17 protein-coding genes are annotated in these 17286 nt (G+C 48.0%); all 17 read left to right on the top strand.

Annotated features, from left to right (window positions below):
- Nucleotides 1-3 precede the first annotated feature (3 nt).
- The 17 genes from CFERDRAFT_RS02410 to rfbC all read left to right on the top strand — a co-directional run bounded on the left by CFERDRAFT_RS02410 (nucleotide 4) and on the right by rfbC (nucleotide 17282).
- Nucleotides 4-1077 (top strand): putative sugar O-methyltransferase, encoded by a 1074-nt coding sequence (locus CFERDRAFT_RS02410; protein ID WP_006365607.1) that lies wholly within the window; start codon nucleotides 4-6, stop codon nucleotides 1075-1077.
- Nucleotides 1074-1766 (top strand): pseudaminic acid cytidylyltransferase, encoded by a 693-nt coding sequence (gene pseF, locus CFERDRAFT_RS02405; protein WP_006365606.1) that lies wholly within the window; start codon nucleotides 1074-1076, stop codon nucleotides 1764-1766. Before CFERDRAFT_RS02410 ends, pseF begins: the two co-directional genes overlap by 4 nt.
- Nucleotides 1767-1778: 12 nt before the next feature.
- On the top strand, nucleotides 1779-2843 hold the full coding sequence (gene pseI, locus CFERDRAFT_RS02400) for a pseudaminic acid synthase (RefSeq protein ID WP_006365605.1): 1065 nt from the start codon (nucleotides 1779-1781) through the stop codon (nucleotides 2841-2843).
- A 14-nt stretch (nucleotides 2844-2857) separates the two neighbouring features.
- Nucleotides 2858-3898 carry a hypothetical protein gene (locus CFERDRAFT_RS02395; protein WP_156777964.1) on the top strand — a complete coding sequence of 347 codons (1041 nt, stop codon included), beginning with the start codon at nucleotides 2858-2860 and terminating at the stop codon, nucleotides 3896-3898.
- An 18-nt stretch (nucleotides 3899-3916) separates the two neighbouring features.
- Complete coding sequence (locus CFERDRAFT_RS02390) at nucleotides 3917-5110, top strand: ATP-grasp domain-containing protein (RefSeq protein WP_006365603.1); 1194 nt, start codon at nucleotides 3917-3919, stop codon at nucleotides 5108-5110.
- 5 nt (nucleotides 5111-5115) lie between these two features.
- Nucleotides 5116-5748 carry a class I SAM-dependent methyltransferase gene (locus tag CFERDRAFT_RS11640; RefSeq protein ID WP_006365602.1) on the top strand — a complete coding sequence of 211 codons (633 nt, stop codon included), beginning with the start codon at nucleotides 5116-5118 and terminating at the stop codon, nucleotides 5746-5748.
- Nucleotides 5745-6677, top strand: coding sequence for a polysaccharide deacetylase family protein (locus CFERDRAFT_RS02380; protein WP_006365601.1), 933 nt, complete (start codon nucleotides 5745-5747; stop codon nucleotides 6675-6677). Before CFERDRAFT_RS11640 ends, CFERDRAFT_RS02380 begins: the two co-directional genes overlap by 4 nt.
- A complete protein-coding gene (locus tag CFERDRAFT_RS11635; protein ID WP_050770611.1) occupies nucleotides 6667-7788 on the top strand; it encodes a DegT/DnrJ/EryC1/StrS family aminotransferase in 1122 nt (373 codons plus the stop codon). Before CFERDRAFT_RS02380 ends, CFERDRAFT_RS11635 begins: the two co-directional genes overlap by 11 nt.
- Nucleotides 7781-9826 (top strand): 4-hydroxy-2-oxovalerate aldolase, encoded by a 2046-nt coding sequence (locus CFERDRAFT_RS11630; RefSeq protein WP_006365599.1) that lies wholly within the window; start codon nucleotides 7781-7783, stop codon nucleotides 9824-9826. The genes CFERDRAFT_RS11635 and CFERDRAFT_RS11630 overlap by 8 nt, the downstream gene beginning before the upstream one ends.
- A 108-nt stretch (nucleotides 9827-9934) precedes the next feature.
- On the top strand, nucleotides 9935-10687 hold the full coding sequence (locus tag CFERDRAFT_RS02365; protein ID WP_040432924.1) for a cytidylyltransferase domain-containing protein: 753 nt from the start codon (nucleotides 9935-9937) through the stop codon (nucleotides 10685-10687).
- Complete coding sequence (locus CFERDRAFT_RS02360) at nucleotides 10684-11601, top strand: hypothetical protein (protein ID WP_006365597.1); 918 nt, start codon at nucleotides 10684-10686, stop codon at nucleotides 11599-11601. Before CFERDRAFT_RS02365 ends, CFERDRAFT_RS02360 begins: the two co-directional genes overlap by 4 nt.
- On the top strand, nucleotides 11594-12562 hold the full coding sequence (locus CFERDRAFT_RS02355; protein ID WP_006365596.1) for a Gfo/Idh/MocA family protein: 969 nt from the start codon (nucleotides 11594-11596) through the stop codon (nucleotides 12560-12562). Before CFERDRAFT_RS02360 ends, CFERDRAFT_RS02355 begins: the two co-directional genes overlap by 8 nt.
- Complete coding sequence (locus tag CFERDRAFT_RS02350; RefSeq protein WP_006365595.1) at nucleotides 12562-13842, top strand: DegT/DnrJ/EryC1/StrS family aminotransferase; 1281 nt, start codon at nucleotides 12562-12564, stop codon at nucleotides 13840-13842. The genes CFERDRAFT_RS02355 and CFERDRAFT_RS02350 overlap by 1 nt, the downstream gene beginning before the upstream one ends.
- An 8-nt stretch (nucleotides 13843-13850) precedes the next feature.
- A complete protein-coding gene (locus CFERDRAFT_RS02345; protein WP_006365594.1) occupies nucleotides 13851-14396 on the top strand; it encodes a GNAT family N-acetyltransferase in 546 nt (181 codons plus the stop codon).
- Between the two features lie 133 nt (nucleotides 14397-14529).
- On the top strand, nucleotides 14530-15474 hold the full coding sequence (locus CFERDRAFT_RS02340) for a hypothetical protein (protein WP_156777963.1): 945 nt from the start codon (nucleotides 14530-14532) through the stop codon (nucleotides 15472-15474).
- Between the two features lie 80 nt (nucleotides 15475-15554).
- Nucleotides 15555-16712 (top strand): glycosyltransferase family 2 protein, encoded by a 1158-nt coding sequence (locus tag CFERDRAFT_RS11625; protein WP_006365592.1) that lies wholly within the window; start codon nucleotides 15555-15557, stop codon nucleotides 16710-16712.
- Between the two features lie 36 nt (nucleotides 16713-16748).
- Complete coding sequence (gene rfbC / locus CFERDRAFT_RS02330) at nucleotides 16749-17282, top strand: dTDP-4-dehydrorhamnose 3,5-epimerase (protein ID WP_006365591.1); 534 nt, start codon at nucleotides 16749-16751, stop codon at nucleotides 17280-17282.
- Nucleotides 17283-17286: the final 4 nt, after the last annotated feature.

Below are 17286 nucleotides of genomic sequence, written 5' to 3'. Positions count from 1 at the left end.
GTTATGAGCAAAGATGTGCGTGAATATCCTGAATTATCCCTCGCTCGTGAGGATATGCTGTCACAGAGCGATCTTTACCGGCCATCAGTTTTCTGGGATGAGGCGTCATCGCGTATCGTATCCGAACTCTGTTCCTATGGTATTGAACGTTTCAGGTCATTACCGACTACTCTCGGATTTTTTGTGCCGACTTATGGTTTACCAGGGTCCGGTTTTACAGAACAGCAGGTCGAATATGTCCAGGATAGTTTCAGGCAGAAGTTTCCCGGTGCAGTGAAGCCCCAGCTGGCTCTTGATCAGTTTTTCAGCGGGTATTCGTGGGCATTGGGCGATTATCGGGTATTAACGGCATCGGACGACAAAACGCAGCGTCCATATTTGCATACGTTCTCCGAAAGCAGTGCAGGTGAACCATCTGAACAGTTTCAGTTTGATGGCCGTCAGTTCAGCCGATCTGCCCTTAATTATCTCTTGGGTCTTGCATTGCTGAAAAAACATCTTGGCGGCGAAGTTCCCTCTACCGTGCTTGAAATTGGCGGAGGATTCGGCACACTCGGTGAGATACTCGGGAGCGCCGGTATCAAAGATCTTCACTACATAGACATAGATATACCTCCGACCAGTTTTGTTGCCCAGCATTATCTCAGTGAAGTGTTCGGAAAAGAGAATGTTGCTACTTACGCCCAGACTGCAAAACAAGAGTCAATCGAGATCAGTTCGCTTCCCCCGGCCTCTGTACTCTGTTCCTGGCAGATTGAAAAACTCCGGGGAAAAATCGACCTTTTTGTGAATTTCATCTCATTTCAGGAGATGGAGCCCCATATTGTAAAAAACTATCTTGGCCATGTATCCCGCCTTGGAGCCCGCTGGATTTTATTGCGAAATATGCGTGAGGGCAAACAGTTGCGCAAGGATCATGGTGTTGGTGTGGAAATACCGATTTTAAGCGAGGACTATATTGCCATGCTGCCGGGATATGAAGTTGTAGAGCGGAATGTTGTTCCTTTCGGCTATCAGACTGTTGACGGCTTTCATTCCGAGCTGCTGCTGCTGAAATCTACAAATCCGGTCGTATGAACATTGCCGTAATTCCGGCCCGCGGCGGCAGCAAGCGTATTCCGCGTAAAAACATTAAAGAATTCTTTGGCAAGCCTATGATTGCCTGGTCAATTGAGGCGGCCAAAGCATCCGGTTTATTTGATCATATCATTGTATCCACGGATGATGCCGAGATAGCTGAAGTTGCAGAGCAGTGGGGTGCCGAGGTTCCGTTCGTGCGGCCGGCTGAGCTGGCTGATGATCATACGGGAACCAATGATGTTGTTGTGCATGCCGCAAAGTGGGCAATGGATCAGGGTTTTGAACTTGATGCAGTCTGCTGCATCTATGCAACGGCGCCATTTATCCGGTATGAAGATATCAGGAGCGGAAAAACGTTGCTGGACTCCGGACAATGGGCATATGCAATTGCCGTTACTGATTTTGCGGCTCCGATTTTCCGTTCCGTCAAAGAGCATGAGGATGGCGGTCTTGAAATGTTTTTCCCCGAGCATTATCTCACCCGGTCACAGGATCTGCCAAAAGCACTGCATGATGCCGGGCAGTTTTACTGGGGGCGTCCATCGGCGTGGTTAAATGGAGTTCGTGGGTTTGATCGCAGTACCGCAATTATCAAAATTCCGCGCTGGCGGGTACAGGATATAGATGATCTCGAAGACTGGGAGCGGGCTGAAATACTGGCAAACTATATTATAGGTCATCAATAAGGGTCTTTACTGATGGAGAATCCAGCAAAATATATTCATATCGGCAGGCACACTCTCGGGCCGGGTCATCCGGCCTTTATCGTTGCCGAGATGTCCGGTAATCATGGCGGAAGCCTTGAGTATGCACTGGAAATAGTTCATGCAGCCAAGCGCAGCGGTGCTGATGCGATCAAGTTACAGACCTATACAGCAGACACGATTACCCTGAACAGTGATCGCCAGGATTTCTGCATTCCCTCCGGAACACCATGGGCCGATCATTCGACCCTGTGGAGTTTGTACAACAAAGCCTATACCCCCTGGGATTGGCATGAAAGCATCTTCAGGGAAGCAAGAAGTCTCGATCTGGAGATATTTTCCAGTCCGTTTGATGAATCTGCCGTAGAGCTGCTGGAGCAGCTTGGTGCATCTGCCTACAAGATTGCCTCTCCCGAAATTACGCATATTCCCTTGCTCGACAAGGTTGCAAGAACCGGAAAACCGGTTATCCTTTCGACTGGTCTTGCTGCACTCGAAGATATCGAGCTGGCTTTAGCCACCCTCCGTGCAGCGGGATCAGGTGAAATTATTCTGCTCAAATGCACAACCGCATATCCGGCCCCGATCGAGGAAGCCAATCTCCGAACAATATCGGATATGATCAGCCGTTTCGGTGTGCTTGCAGGGCTCTCTGATCACACAACGGGAGCGATCTCTTCGATCGTGGCGGTTTCAATGGGCGCGAGTTTTATTGAAAAGCATTTTACCATCGACAAAGCCAAAGAGACGGTAGATTCATTTTTCTCGGCAGATGAATCAGAGTTTGCGAGCCTTGTGAAGGATATCCGTCTGGCTGAAAAAGCGATGGGTGAAGTCAGTTATGAGATTGCCCGGAGTGCCCTTTCAAGTCTGAACAGCCGTCGCTCTCTCTATGTGGCGGAGGCAATCAAGGCGGGTGACCTTATCACTGATTCAAATGTCAAAACCGTTCGCCCGGCGTTCGGACTCCATCCCAGATTTTATAAAGAGATTATCGGCCGGCAGGCAAAGTGTGACATGCAGGCTGGCGACCGTCTTCAATTAGAGATGCTTCAATAGCGAATGGGTCACTTTTGCAAATTTTGATGATGGTCTCCAGCCATTCGAATCATAAGGTGCTTTTTCTCAATGAAGCTTCATCGTTGATTGGTATGGGCCATATTGTGCGCAGTCAGGTACTTGCCCGGATCATGTGCTCAAGAGGTTACCGTATTTCGGGAATTACTCTTGGCGACCGGAAAGCCGTTTCGTTTGCTGAAGAGCGGGCAAAACGCGAAAATTTTGAATGGCCAGTCCGAATTGCGCAGGACATCCGGCAGGCAATTGAATCCCTGTCGAATGATCGGCCTTCCGTAATTTTGATGGACGGCTCTTTTGTGAGCCCGAGCGTATTGGAAAGGTGTGCCGGTATCGGTGTCCCGACTGTCGTGCTTGATTATTTCATCTCCGAGCCCCCAATGCCTGCTGCCGTCATAAATCTGATTGATCACCATCCCGCATCTATTTCAGGGGAACAGCCTTCACGGGAGTGCAAAACGTATTGTGAGGGTCCTCAGTATGCCATTATTCGTAACGAGTTTATTGAAGCGCGTGCACGCCGGACAGCAAGAGGTGAGCGTGCGACCGTAAAAAACATATTGATAGCATTCGGCGGCGCTGATCCGTCAGGCAATTCGCACCGTGCTTTTGAGATGATTCTTCAGTGGCCGGGTGAATTTGTTGTTGATCTGATTATTGGTCCGTTATTTACTTCAAAGATTGAGCCGTCAGCGGCCGGCTTGCAGAACAGGTGTGTTATCAGGGAGCATAAATCGCCGGAGCGCATGGGAGAACTCTTCGAAGATGCAGACCTGCTCTTTTGCGGCGGCGGCGGGACACTGCTTGAGGCACTCTGTGTCGGAGTGCCTGCAATTGTTATTGCTCAGAATGATGCGGAATTGCGGCATGCCCGTTCCCTGGCTGACCGTCATGCCTGTTTGATATCCGGTGACGCCGACTGGGAGTTTGTGAACCGGATTGAAAATCGCCGGAAACTCTCCGTTTCTGCCCGGGGATGTATTGACGGACGAGGTGCAGAGAGAATATGTGATATAATTGAGCAGCAGTTAAATTGAGCATGAGGACCTGTTATTATGGCGTTACACTCTAAGGTGCTTTTTGTCGGGGCAGGGCCCTCCCAGATGCCTGCTATTAAGCATGCCCGAACACTTGGCTATATCCCCTATGCTGTTGATGCAGATCCTTGCGCCGTCGGCTTTGAGCATGCAGAAGGATTTGCAGTCGGTGATATCCGGGATTCTGAATTTATCTTAGCCTGCGCCGGACGGTTCAGTGTTAATGCTATTGTTGCGGTTGCAACCGATGTGCCGGTTCCGGCTGTGGCCAGGGCGTGCGTTTCATGTGGTTTCTCCTCTATCTCTGTCGAAGCTGCTGATGTATCGGTAAATAAATGGCTGCAGCGCCAGAGAATGAAGGAAGCAGGCCTTTCGGTGCCTGCATTCATGCCGTTCAGGTTTCCCGACGAAGCTGCCCGTCATGCGGCAGAGATTGGCTTTCCTGTCGTGATCAAACCCATAGATTCGGCTGGCAGCAGAGGTGTGCGTTTTGTCAGATCTGCAGAAGAGGTCATGCAGGCGGCAACCGAAGCGCTTGACGCCTCCCGTTCAAAGATTGGTCTTGTCGAGGAATATGTCGAAGGGCTGGAGGTAAGTGTAGAGGGTTTTGTTGTAAACGGAAAATTCTCCGGGATCTGCATTTCAGAAAAGAGTCGTACAAATCCGCCCTATCTGCTGGATATGGCAGTGCATTTTCCGGATTCCCTCTCAACAGAGGAGCAGAGGGCAATTCATTCAGCAGCAGCTAAGGCAGTCTCGGCATGCGGTCTGAATAACTGTCCGGTGCATATGGAGTTGTTAAGAGCTGAACGGGGTCCTGTTGTTGTGGAACTTGCGGCGCGCGGGGCGGGCTTTCGTGTTTTTACCGATATTCTTCCTCATGTAACAGGCATTGATACGGTTGGCACACAATTGCGATTAGCGCTTGGAGAGCCGGCAGACATTATTCCGTTACCGCATCTCAGGGGGGCGGTAATCATTTTTATAAGCCCGGTTGCAGGCAGGCTGAAAGCGGTCAAAGGCCTTGATCAGGCAAGGCTGGTGGCCGGGGTGCAGGACGCCGAGGTATATGTCAAACCCGGCAGCGTTATGGGTGAACTCAGATGCGGGGCAGACAGGGCGGGTCATCTGATTGTTTTTGGTGAAAATCGGCATGAAGCCGAAAGCCGGGCGGAACTTGCCTTATCGTTTATTAAACTCGAAATGGAATAGTACACATGGATGAACAGGACAAAATACTGATTCAGGAGCGCTATAAAGAGAGATTGATCAAGTATGGCCCGGGTATCAAGGCTCTGGCTTCCGGGATTGAGTCAAGACGAACAGTGCGCTTTGATATTCTGGCTGAGATTGGTATCAGTGAGGGATCGAGTGTTCTGGATGTTGGTTGCGGCCTGGCTGACTTTTATGCACACCTGATCGGTAAGGGGATCAATGTTCACTATACAGGTGTCGATATTGTTCCCGAGCTTATTGACGAGGCCCGAATTGCCTATCCGGCTCTTGACCTACGCACCCTGGATTTGCAGGATGAACCCTTCCCGGCAAAAAGTTATGACTACGTAGTCTGCTCGCAGGTGTTCAACCTGCGCCTGGAAAAAGAGAAGAATGAGGCTCTTGTTCAGGATATGCTCAGGGTAATGTTCAATATTGCCCGATCCGGAGTTGCCGTTGACCTGCTGACAAGTTATGTTGATTTTCAGCAGGAACATCTCTACTACTATCAACCGGAAAAGCTTTTTTCCTTTGCAAAACAGCTGACCCGTCGGGTTACGTTACGACACGATTATCCGCTGTTTGAGTTTTGCCTCTACCTCTATCCGGACTTTGAAGGATGGGCTCCGAAATGAGCCTCAAATCCGCCACATCATTAGCTCTAACCGTTGATGTTGAAGGAGAGTGGTTTGGATTGCCCGGCGAACAGGGTTCATTCGAACTGCAGAAGATTGTTGATGCAGTCCGGAATCTTGAGCTGCTGCTTGAAAGGATGGAATCCGGTCTCGGGGTGAGGATTCCGGTTACCTGGTTTATACGGTGTGATGATTCAGTAGAGGCAGTAACCGGTGCTGTTTCAGGCCTTCTGCAGTCGCTGGAGGGTTTTATCGTACGCAGGTCCGCACTGGGAGATGAGTTTGGTGTTCATCCCCATCTTTACCGGCTGCAAGAGGGTCAGTGGGTATCCGAGACCGGCAGCGACCGCCAGATTGAACAGGTGGAACGGGCGGTGAGAGCCTGGGAGAGCTATTTCGGATCTCTGCCGGCAGTGTCGAGAATGGGCGAAGCGGTTATGAACAATTCTCTGGCAAACGCCATCAATGAATTGGGGATAGCATGTGATTCAAGTGCGCTGGCCGGCAGGAAGCGGTTCGACAGCGGGTTCCAGTTTGACTGGACAGGAACGCCCTCAATGCCCTATCATCCCTCCACGGTCGATTACCGGAGACCGGCTGAAAACGGTGAAGCAAAGTATCGTTTTCTTGAAGTTCCCTTTACCATGCTTCCCATCACAGCCCCTATTGATCTGAATCCGGTAAACAGATACTGCAACCTGGCGTTTCGTCCGGAGCTGATAGAGTCAGCACTGAAGAGCATGGCAACACCCGACAGGGTTATTGCCGTTGTTCACCCCCATGAGTTATTGACAAGTATTCATCAACATCCCCTGATATCACACAGCGCAACTTCACTGGAAAAAAATATTCTGAACCTGACTGCCGCTTTTGGTGAGCTGAAGTTTGTGCTGTTATCAGAGTGCATTACCGGCCATAGTGAAAACTGAAACAGTACAGCTTGAACATCAGGTTGCAGAGTTAACCTCAAGGGGTGAAGCGGTTGCCCTGGGGCGAGCTGCTTTTGGCCTCTTTGCCCTTCTCTCACTCTGGAAGATAGCTAACGCACCACAAAAAATAGCTCTGCCATCTTTTCTCTGCCAGAGTCCGCTTGCTGCAGTACTGCATGCAGGATGGGAACCTGTTTTCTGTGATATAGATGTGGAGACAGGCAATGTTTCCGATTCGGAATGGCAGCGCGTTTTCGATGCCGGTGTAGATGCGGTTTTATTTGTTCATCTGTTCGGCAATGTCGGAAACGCGGCCTCTGTTGCCGATCTCTGCCGCAAAAAAGGGATTTATTTCATCGAAGATGCAGCGCAATCGTTCGGAGGAACGCTGCAGAACAAGCCCTGCGGCAGTTTTGGTGATGCTTCCCTTATTTCATTCGGGCACACAAAGATCATTGATGTCAAACATGGGGGCATGGTTTTGACAGATGATGGTTCTCTTGCAGATCAAATCAGGAAATTCACCGATACCTATTCAGGTTTCACATCGGATTCCGCTTCTGTTGCCGCGAAGTTTCTGGAAATGTTCTATGCTGCACGCAATCAGCTTGGAATCAAACCCGAAGGGGCGAGGGAAGCTTTCGGAGGGCTTATGAGCATCTATAAGCCACTTGTTCTGAGCAGATGGAATCCGGCTGCTGCAGAAGAAATTTCGGCACAGCTGACCCGTCTTGAATCCGCTGCAGAGCAGAGAAATGAGAAGAGTCTGGAGTATATGGATTTGCTTTCAGATACCGCACTGGTTCCTCTTCGCATGACGGCGGGTTCAGTGCCATGGCGGGCTGTATTTCGTCTTCCGGGTATTGACTGGGCGGAGCAAAAGGCATTGAGTGATGCTGTAAGGCTCGAAAGCATAGATATCAGCAACTGGTATATCCCGTCCCACTGGATGATGGCGCGTGACGGTTCTTCAACGGCGCAGCTGGGCTTTACAGAGTCGCTGTCTCAGGAGATATTTCAGCTGTGGGTTGATGACAGGACAAGTATGGATCGGGTAAAGAAGTCAGCATCTGTATTCATCAGTAAACTGGATAAGGCTGGATATGGATAGTACTTTACATCATGTCGATATTCTCGATACGACCCTCAGAGACGGCAGTTATACGATCGGGTATCAATTTACGGCTGATGAAACCGCACTGATTGCCCATGGGCTTGAACTCTCGGGGATCAATTATATCGAAGTGGGTCATGGCCTGGGACTTGGCGCCGATCGTGCCGGAAAAGGAGCCCAGGCCGTGACGGATTTAGTTTACATGCGTGCATGTTCCAATGCAATACGCAGGGCCAGGTTCGGTTTTTTCTATATACCGGGAATCGGGGAGCTCTCCGATCTCAAACTGCTGGCCGATGAGGGTGGGGCGTTTGTTCGTGTGGGTGTATCACTTGACGCCATAGATCAGGCCTGTCATGCCATACGGGAGGCAAAACGTCTCGGTCTTGAGGTTTGGGCAAACATCATGAAAATCTATGCCTATTCCTTAAAAGAGAGCAGGGAAGGCTCGCTCCGTTTTGTTGAGGCAGGGGCTGATGGAGTATACGTGGTTGATTCAGCAGGAGGTATGCTGCCCTCTGAAGTTGCAGAATATGTTTCGGAAATAAGGAAAGAATTCACTCTTGCAGGTGTTTCGGCACGAATCGGGTTTCATGGTCACGACAACCTCTCCCTCAGTACAGCATGCTCTCTTTCTGCAGTAGGAGCAGGTTGTGATATTGTAGACGGCTCTTTGCTCGGAATCGGAAGAAGCATCGGCAATGCAGCAACCGAGGTCTTGGCGATGGTGCTTTGCCGGGCCGGGTATGAAACAGGAGTCAATGCATGGAATGCCGGTGATTTAGCTGAAAAAACGATTCGTCCTTTTCTTGAACAGCGCTGGCGGCACAGCTCATTGGAACAGGCGCTCGGCTTTGCCCAGATACACAGCGGATTTTTACCTCTGCTTGAAAAGGCAGCATTGCAGTATCAGATCAGTCTCAGGGATGTTGTTCTGGTTTTAGGCCATGATGCAAAACGTCATATTTCTGAAGCGGATGCCCTCTCGGCCGCAGCGTATGCCAAAGAGCAGTCGCTGTCAAGGAAAGTTGGTCCCGGTGATGAGGCCGGTGATTATACCGGGACCATTAAATGGTCAGAAACTCCCTCGTTTGATATCGGGCGATATGCCAACGAGACCAGGAGCCAGTCATTAAGGATGGATCGACCTTCAGTGATTGTGATAGCAGGTCCATGGATTGAAGATGATCACAACGAAATCAAGCTTCAGGAGATCAGATTACTGAATTATGCTGTGGTTGGCGCCATAGAGGTTTCTGATGCAGCAGACCTTGAGCGGGTCGTTTCTGAGATTGACGGCAGGGTTGATGTCATATTCCTTGACAAGACGCCACGTTTTGACAGCTGGAACATATGTGTCACCCGTCTGGAATCCCGTGAATGGCAATCACGGATGCTTCCCTACGGAGACGAAATAGCCGGATTGATAAGCGCCTGTCATATTGTTGCCATTGAAGCAGGAAAACGGGGAGGAAATTGCATCGCACTTTACGGTGAAGATGACCGTACAAAAATGTTGAGCGCGCTCTTTCCCTACTGGGGCATTTCAATTGTTGACTCTGAACAGGCATCTATTATCGTCGTGGCAGGAAAGACTGAAAATAATAATCAGCTGTTTTCTGAAAACATCACCCTGGTCTATGATCTGGTCTCGGGGGCTGTTACCGGACAAATCGCCAGAGATCTGCTTCGGAATGGCGTTGAGGTTATTCGTCTGGATGGCCGTGCAGCAATAGTCGGAGAGGTGGTCGGCCTGCTTGATGCCCAGAACCTTGTGGATAACATAACAGGAAGAGCTGCTATCAATTCAGTACCTGTTGTTGCCGGAGGCGTCTGGGGTTCCGATGGTGAGGTTGTAGTCAACTCTATAAAAAACCCGTCAGAGGTAATCGGCATTGCCGACGGTAAGGGACGAATCAAGTCCCGGTTGAGTGAAACGGATTCACGTGCGATGGAAAGTGTAAAAAATTCAATCAAGGGTAACCTTCTTGCCGGTGTAATGGGCTTGAAACGTGATCAGGATTGGCTGGACTGAATGCCGTAACGGCCATATCCAATGCCGTGGTGTAAGGTCATAAAGTTAAAGAAGTTTAACTGACGCTGTTTTCTGTAATTTCCCCTCTTATAATTACTGTTTCCCTCTATGAAGCAACGAGAAAATGAAAAAGTGGTGGCAATTGTTGAGGCACGTATGACTTCATCCCGATTACCGGGCAAGCATTTGCTGCCTGCAGATGGAAAGCCGATGCTCAGTCATTTGATTGCCCGGCTAAAAGCTGTGCCGGATATTGATGAAATTGTTATTGCCACTACAACCAACGCTGACGATGACGTACTTGAGCAGCTGGCAATCAGGGAAAATACAGGTGTATTTCGTGGAAGTGAAGAAGATGTTATGGGACGCGTGCTGCAGTCGGCCCGGGCTTACAATGCCCAGGTTATCTGTGAAGTTACAGGCGATTGTCCGATAATTGATCCCATGCTGGTGGAACAGGTTATAAAAACATACTATGCCAACAGCCGGGCTCAGTATGTCAATATCGGTAACTTTGGCATGCCCGATGGTATGGGCGCACAGGTCTTCTCCACTGAAGTGCTTGCGAAGTCGGAAAGCATGACCGATGAGCCTCTTGACAGGGAGCATGTTACGATGCATATTTTACGTAACCCGGAGCTCTTTCCGCCAATATATCTGGTTCCTTTCCGCACTCATTACTGGCCGGGTTTAGGGCTGACGCTCGATGAAAAAAGAGATTATGAGCTTCTGAAACGTATTATTGAGCACTTTGGCGATGAGAATCCATTATTCAGCTGCAGCGATGTTCTTCAACTTCTCAAAGAAAAACCGGAGTGGGTGGCTATTAATCATGAAGTCAGGCGCAAGGGGAATACATGACTGAAGGGCGGATAGCTGTCGTCAGTCACGATGCCGGCGGTGCAGAGATTCTCAGTAGCTGGCTGCGCAGATACGATGGCCCTTATTCTTTGGCTCTTGATGGCCCGGCGGCAGGCGTTTTTCAGCGCAAGCTCGGCAATTGTTCTGTCGTCTCCCTCACTGAAGCAATCGAAGAAAGCGACTGGGTACTATGCGGGACAAGCTGGCAATCCAGCCTTGAACGACAAGCCATAATGCAGGCAAAATCAGCAGGCAAGCACAGTGTTGCCTTTCTGGACCACTGGGTCAATTACTCCGAGAGGTTTCTGGAGCAGGGAGATATGGTTCTTCCCGATGAAATATGGGTTGGGGATGAGCATGCTCAAAAAATAGCACAAACTCATTTTCCTGATCTCCCGATTAACCTGCAGACCAATCCCTATTTTGAGGATATAAAACTTGAGTTTGAAAGCATTTCCCAGATAAAACAAGATGCTGCTTCATTTACTGTGCTTTATGTTTGCGAGCCGGTACGTGAGTTTGCGCTCTACAAGTATGGTGATGAACGCTTTTTTGGATATACCGAAGAAGATGCCTTGCTGTTTTTTCTGGAAAATATTCAGGTACTCGGCTCTCCGGAACCGGTCATCAATCTCAGGCTTCATCCCACAGAAGCAAAAGGCAAATACGATCAGATAAAGAACAGCTCGCCCTTGAACATCAGGGTTAGCAGCGGCAAAACACTCTTCGAAGAAATTGCAGAAGCAGATGTTGTGGTCGGTTGTGCATCAATGGCACTGGTAGTAGCTCTGCTGGCAAAAAAAAGGGTGATAAGTTCAATACCTTCTGGCGGCAGGCCATGCGTTCTTCCATTTTCTGAAATAGAGCATATGCCGATTTTAGTTACTGATTACCGGAATAGTGCGGATGGCTGAAAAGAGTCTCATCATTGGCCTTGGTCAGATAGGCATGGGCTATGATCTTCTGCTTGATCCGGCAAAGTTTGTCTTCAGCCATGCCAGGGCATTTTCACTTCACGAAGCCTTTGAACTCTCAGGTGCAGTTGACCCGTCGTCGGCTCAACGCAGGCTTTTTGAAAGTCATTACAACAAACCGGCCTATGCCGATACAGAAAGCGCACTGAGGGCTGAAAAACCGGCTGTCGTGGTCATCGCAACGCCGACAGCACTGCACCGGGAGGCTGTCCATACGATATTGTCGCATTCAAAACCAAAGGTCATTCTCTGTGAAAAGCCCTTAGCCTATAATCCGCTTGAAGCCCGGGAGATGGTTGAAGCCTGTCAATCTGCCGGCGTGAAACTTTTTGTCAATTATATGCGAAGGGTTGATATCGGTGCATTGGAGGTGAAAAGGCGTATCGACGAGGGTTTACTATCGGCACCCATAAAGGGGGTTGCCTGGTATTCAAAAGGTTTTTTGCATAACGGGTCACATTTTTTCAATCTGCTGGAGTTCTGGCTCGGAAGTTTCGTGAGAGCCGGGCTTCTCGACCGGGGTCGCCTCTGGGATAATACAGATCCTGAGCCTGATGTGCATGTTGAGTTCGAGAACGGCAAAGTTGTTTTTATATCAGCATGGGAGGAGGCATTTTCCCATCATACCATAGAACTGCTTTGTCCCTCCGGTCGACTGCGCTATGAGCAGGGGGGCGCTTCCATTACCTGGCAGTCAACGACTCCCCATCCAACCATTTCAGGCTACAGGGTGCTGCAGCCGGCCGCCGAAGAGATTGTAACCGGAATGAACCGCAATCAATGGTATGTGGCGGACCAGGTGGCAGATTTTCTTGCCGGACGCAGGTACACCTTGTGCACGGGCAACCAGGCTCTTGCGACTCTTGAGGCTATGCAGCAAATAATTAATCAGAGAGGATAATGACCATAGAAAAGTTAGCATTACACGGTGGGCCGAAAACGGTCAACAGGCCATTCAGGCGATATAATTCGATCGGAACGGAAGAGGTTCATGCCGCCAAAGAGGTCATAGAGAGTGGTGTGTTATCACAGTTTCTGGGAGTATGGCATGAGGATTTTTACGGAGGTCCGAAGGTTCGGGAATTTGAAAGAAACTGTGCTGACTACTTCGGAGTAAAGCATGCCATTACAGTCAACTCATGGACATCCGGTCTTGTTGCTGCGGTAGGTGCGATTGGCATTGAGCCGGGTGATGAGGTTATTGTTACGCCATGGACCATGAGTGCAACAGCAACAGCTATACTGCATTGGAATGCCATTCCGGTCTTTGCAGATATTGATCCCGAAACTTTCAACCTGGATCCTGCATCTGTTGAAGCGAACATCACCCCCTATACCAGGGCGATTATAGTGGCGGATATTTTCGGCCAATCAGCCGACATGGATGAATTGATGACCATTGCCGCCAGACACGGGCTCAAGGTTATTTCCGATACTGCGCAGTCACCCGGAGCGCTCTACAGGGATAAATACGCAGGAACACTTGCACATGTCGGAGGATACAGTCTCAATTACCACAAGCATATACATACCGGTGAGGGAGGGGTTCTTGTTACTGATGATGACGAACTTGCCGAACGTCTCCAGTTGATTCGCAACCATGCCGAAGTTGTTGTGGAAGACAAGGGTGTGAGCAATCTGTCCAATATGCTTGGATACAATTTCAGGCTTGGAGAGATTGAGTGCGCTATTGGAATTGAGCAATTGAAAAAACTTGGCCGGTTTGTACAGTCCCGCCAGGCAACCGCTGATCGACTGAACGAGGGTCTGGCCGGACTGCCGGGTCTGAAGCTTCCTGTGGTCAGGCCGGATCGTACGCATGTCTATTATGTCTACCCGATGACTGTCGATGCATCAGAAACAGGCGTCAGCAGGGAACGCATCCATGCCGCATTGCAGGCGGAAGGATTGTCGTTAAGCAACCGTTATCAGAATATTCATCTTCTGCCCTGTTACCAGCAGAAAATGGCATATGGAACAAAAGGTTTTCCCTGGAACTCTGAAATTTGTCACAGGGATGTGGATTACCGCAAGGGGATCTGTCCGGTTGCGGAAAAAATGCAGGACGAGGCCTATCTCGGTTTCGGCATGTGTGTCTATGATCTCGACGGTGAAGATGTTGATTTGATCATCACAGCGATAAGGAAAGTATGGCAGAATCTTGACTCGCTCAAGGGGTAAGGAGGCTGATGGAAAAGATGGTAACAGAAGAGGGTCCGGTTCTCTGTGGAGAGAAGGTGCTGCTGAGGCTCTTCACTCCGGCGGACATCAATGAAGTATACATCGGATGGCTGAACGATCCGGAAGTGGTTCGCTACAGCAATCAGCGATTTCACAGGCATGATGCTGAAAGCTCCCGGCGCTATCTTGCCACTTTCAGTGACACGGATAATCTTTTCATGAGTATTCATGCTTTGAGTGATAATCGTCAAATCGGAACCATGACCGCATACCGCTTCCGCCATCATGGAACGGTCGATGTCGGCATAATGATCGGAGACAGGTCGGTTTGGGGAAAGGGCTATGGTCAGGATGCCTGGAATACCTTTACAGGCTGGCTTTTATCGCAAAAGGAGATTCGCAAGCTGACTGCCGGCACATCAGCACTCAACTACGGAATGATCAAACTGATGGAACGGTCAGGTATGACTTTTGAGGCTGTACGCAAAGCGCAGGAGATTTTTGACGGGCAGGCGGCGGATATTCTTTATTATGCAAAATTCAGAACTTCCTGATTTTGCCAACCCCAAAAATCAAATGCACGGCCTCGCACTTAATGATAATTGCATTAATAAAAACAATATACCGTAAGTTTGCGGGATGTTGTTTTATGGGTTGTTTTAGCAGGATATCTGTATGAATAATATATTGCCCGAAATCAGGATTCAAAAACTCAGAAATGCTTGCGATCGATATGGATTTTCAGGTGTCATCGCCAAAAAAACAGGAATTACTTTTGCTCCATTAAGCTTTGCAAACTGGCTGCATGGCTGGATATGGAATGATCCATATATAGAAATATTTGTTGGCGGGCGGGGGCAGAGAAAATCACTTTCCATTGTGGTTGCCAGTGAACATGAAAAGCAGGTGGTTGATTCAAAAGGGTACACCAATTGTGTGCTTGGGGGGTTGCCGTTGATTTATGTACCCGAGCAGGGCATAGCCCGCAGAGATAAAACCCTGCTTGCGTTTTTGCCCCACTCTACGGAGAGTGCGAAGCTGAAAAAATCACATCTGGACTATCTCGATTATTTGCATTCAGTAAGGAGGGATTTTTCGGATGTCTATGTCAGTATATACTGGTATGATAACTCTCCGGACTTACAGGATGATATTAAAAAAAGAGATCTTATCCCGGTTATAGGCGCAAGGCCGGATGATATGAATGCTCTGGCCAGAATGCGGAGAATGCTCGAGTTCGCTGATTATGTGACAAGTAACTGTATAGGAAGCCATATTGCCTATGCACTCTATTGCGGCTGTACAGTCTCAATTTGCGGGCCATATCATATGTATGACAATAATATGATAACGGCTGCTGGAAATGTTCATGAATACAGTGAGAGTTATTATAATCATCTGATCGAGTCACAAAAAGAGTCATACGTTAAGGGGAGATATCCATGGTTATTTCCGGGCCATCCCGCCAAAGGGCGTAAGGATGTTTCCTATGGCGAACAAATCCTTGGTAAAAAATGGATGCTTGGTGATAAAGATTTAAAAAAAGTATTGGGCTGGACAGTTGAAGGTCAGATAAAAGGGTATGTTACCGGGGGCTTGAGAAGGGTGAACCGCTATGTCAGGAGTGTATGACCAAAGCCCGAGAGGTCAGGATGCAACTTGAGGTATGTGATTCAGCTCTTTTTTAGAAAAGTGATAACTATAAATGTGATATGACTGTCAATCCTCAGATTACGGCATTACTTCCAACCTATAAACGTCCGGAATATTTACGGAGAGCCATAACAAGTGTGCTGCGTCAGACATACCGTGACTTGCAGATTTGTGTTTTTGATGATGCATCGGGTGATCATACAGAAAATGTTGTTTCTGAATTGCAACAGAATGATCTGAGAATCAAATATCATTGCCACAGTAAAAATTTAGGACTTATAGCTAACTACAGGTATGCTTTCCAGTCAATAAATACCCCATATTTTTCTGTTTTAAGCGACGACGATTTCCTTTCCGAGAATTTCTATGAAAAGGCAATACAGGTTCTTGATGAAAATCCTGATATTATGTTTGTCGTTACAAATACGATATATATAGATGAGAACAGGGAATTGGCTAATCATACTAAATCCGATAATAGTCTTAAACTATTTCGCGACAATATGAGATTTGATGCATTCCATGCAGGTGAAATTCCTTATGACTGGACTGCAATGGTATTCCGGAAAGAGGTTGCAAATGTTTATCTGGATATGGACGACAGATATGATATAGCTTATGATATGCGGTATATACTGCGGGCTATGGCTCGATACCATTTTGCATATTTATCCATACCCGGTGCTTTTTTTACTGCGCATAAAAAGTCAATTAGTGCAGCGCGAAAGAATCTTGATTATGCACATGTTGTTGTGATGATGTCAAGATATGTTGAGATAATCAATGATGACAAAGTTGATGTATATATAAAAAAGCGGGCGCTCTTTTATATGAAAAAAATAATGGCAACTGATTACTATCGCTCCGAAGTGGTCAGATTACTTAAAGCTATTATAAAAAATTCCTGTGACAGAACAGATTATACTGATTCTGTTGTTAAAAGAGATATAGAATCGCTCTCTTTCGAAGGGTATACTGTAACCTCGAAAATATTTAAGCATATTTATAAGTCTGATCTGATAGGAAACATTATTAAATTGGTTTTCGGATCTTATAATAGCCGCAATGCTGATAAGTACAGGACTGATTTTACCTCTCTGCAGAATGGTGAATACAGGGATCTATTCAAGTATATAAATGAGATCAGTGCCAGTTGCGGAGAAATTGTGGATATTGATGAAAAGCAGAAAACCAAATTGCGGGATAATGTTGTTTGAGGATTTATTTAAAGAAAAATCTGATTTGCTGAACATATGAAGATAACCACAACACCTCTTGATGGATTGTATGTGATAGAGCCCCGATGTTATACTGACGACCGTGGATTCTTTCTTGAAACCTATCAGGAAACAAGATATCGCAAGGCGGGTATTGCGGATAAATTTCTGCAGGACAATCAATCGCGATCAGTCAAAGGTGTTCTCAGGGGCATGCACTTTCAGGTGAAAAGGCCGCAAGCACAGTTGTTGACGGTTTTACGTGGTCATATTTATGATGTGTGCGTTGATATACGGCCGGCATCTTCAACATTCGGGCAGTGGTTCGGAGCAGAGCTTTCTGACATCGGGCCAAGACAGATTTACATGTCACCCGGTTTTGCCCATGGCTTTTATGTTTTCAGTGACTGGGCGGATCTCCATTACAAGGTTACTTGTGAATACGATGCAGGCGATGAAGGCGGTTTGTTCTGGAATGATCCCGATGTTGGAATTAAATGGCCGATGAACTCTCCAATAATCACTCCGAGAGATGCTTCCTATCCGCGCCTGAAAGATTTGTTTTTATAATAAA

Source organism: Chlorobium ferrooxidans DSM 13031 (assembly GCF_000168715.1).
GTDB classification, from domain to species: Bacteria; Bacteroidota; Chlorobiia; order Chlorobiales; family Chlorobiaceae; genus Chlorobium; species Chlorobium ferrooxidans.
The sequence above is the reverse complement of the archived record's forward strand: the minus strand, read 5'-3'. Positions and strand labels throughout refer to the sequence as shown.

Excerpts from the sequence above, each read along its gene's own strand:
- CFERDRAFT_RS02410 (WP_006365607.1), top strand. The coding sequence starts at position 4 with ATGAGCAAAGATGTGCGTGAATATCCTGAATTATCCCTCGCTCGTGAG.
- pseF (WP_006365606.1), top strand. The coding sequence starts at position 1,074 with ATGAACATTGCCGTAATTCCGGCCCGCGGCGGCAGCAAGCGTATTCCG.
- pseI (WP_006365605.1), top strand. The coding sequence starts at position 1,779 with ATGGAGAATCCAGCAAAATATATTCATATCGGCAGGCACACTCTCGGG.
- CFERDRAFT_RS02390 (WP_006365603.1), top strand. The coding sequence starts at position 3,917 with ATGGCGTTACACTCTAAGGTGCTTTTTGTCGGGGCAGGGCCCTCCCAG.
- CFERDRAFT_RS11640 (WP_006365602.1), top strand. The coding sequence starts at position 5,116 with ATGGATGAACAGGACAAAATACTGATTCAGGAGCGCTATAAAGAGAGA.
- CFERDRAFT_RS02380 (WP_006365601.1), top strand. The coding sequence starts at position 5,745 with ATGAGCCTCAAATCCGCCACATCATTAGCTCTAACCGTTGATGTTGAA.
- CFERDRAFT_RS11630 (WP_006365599.1), top strand. The coding sequence starts at position 7,781 with ATGGATAGTACTTTACATCATGTCGATATTCTCGATACGACCCTCAGA.
- CFERDRAFT_RS02365 (WP_040432924.1), top strand. The coding sequence starts at position 9,935 with ATGAAGCAACGAGAAAATGAAAAAGTGGTGGCAATTGTTGAGGCACGT.
- CFERDRAFT_RS02360 (WP_006365597.1), top strand. The coding sequence starts at position 10,684 with ATGACTGAAGGGCGGATAGCTGTCGTCAGTCACGATGCCGGCGGTGCA.
- CFERDRAFT_RS02355 (WP_006365596.1), top strand. The coding sequence starts at position 11,594 with ATGGCTGAAAAGAGTCTCATCATTGGCCTTGGTCAGATAGGCATGGGC.
- CFERDRAFT_RS02350 (WP_006365595.1), top strand. The coding sequence starts at position 12,562 with ATGACCATAGAAAAGTTAGCATTACACGGTGGGCCGAAAACGGTCAAC.
- CFERDRAFT_RS02345 (WP_006365594.1), top strand. The coding sequence starts at position 13,851 with ATGGAAAAGATGGTAACAGAAGAGGGTCCGGTTCTCTGTGGAGAGAAG.
- CFERDRAFT_RS11625 (WP_006365592.1), top strand. The coding sequence starts at position 15,555 with ATGACTGTCAATCCTCAGATTACGGCATTACTTCCAACCTATAAACGT.
- rfbC (WP_006365591.1), top strand. The coding sequence starts at position 16,749 with ATGAAGATAACCACAACACCTCTTGATGGATTGTATGTGATAGAGCCC.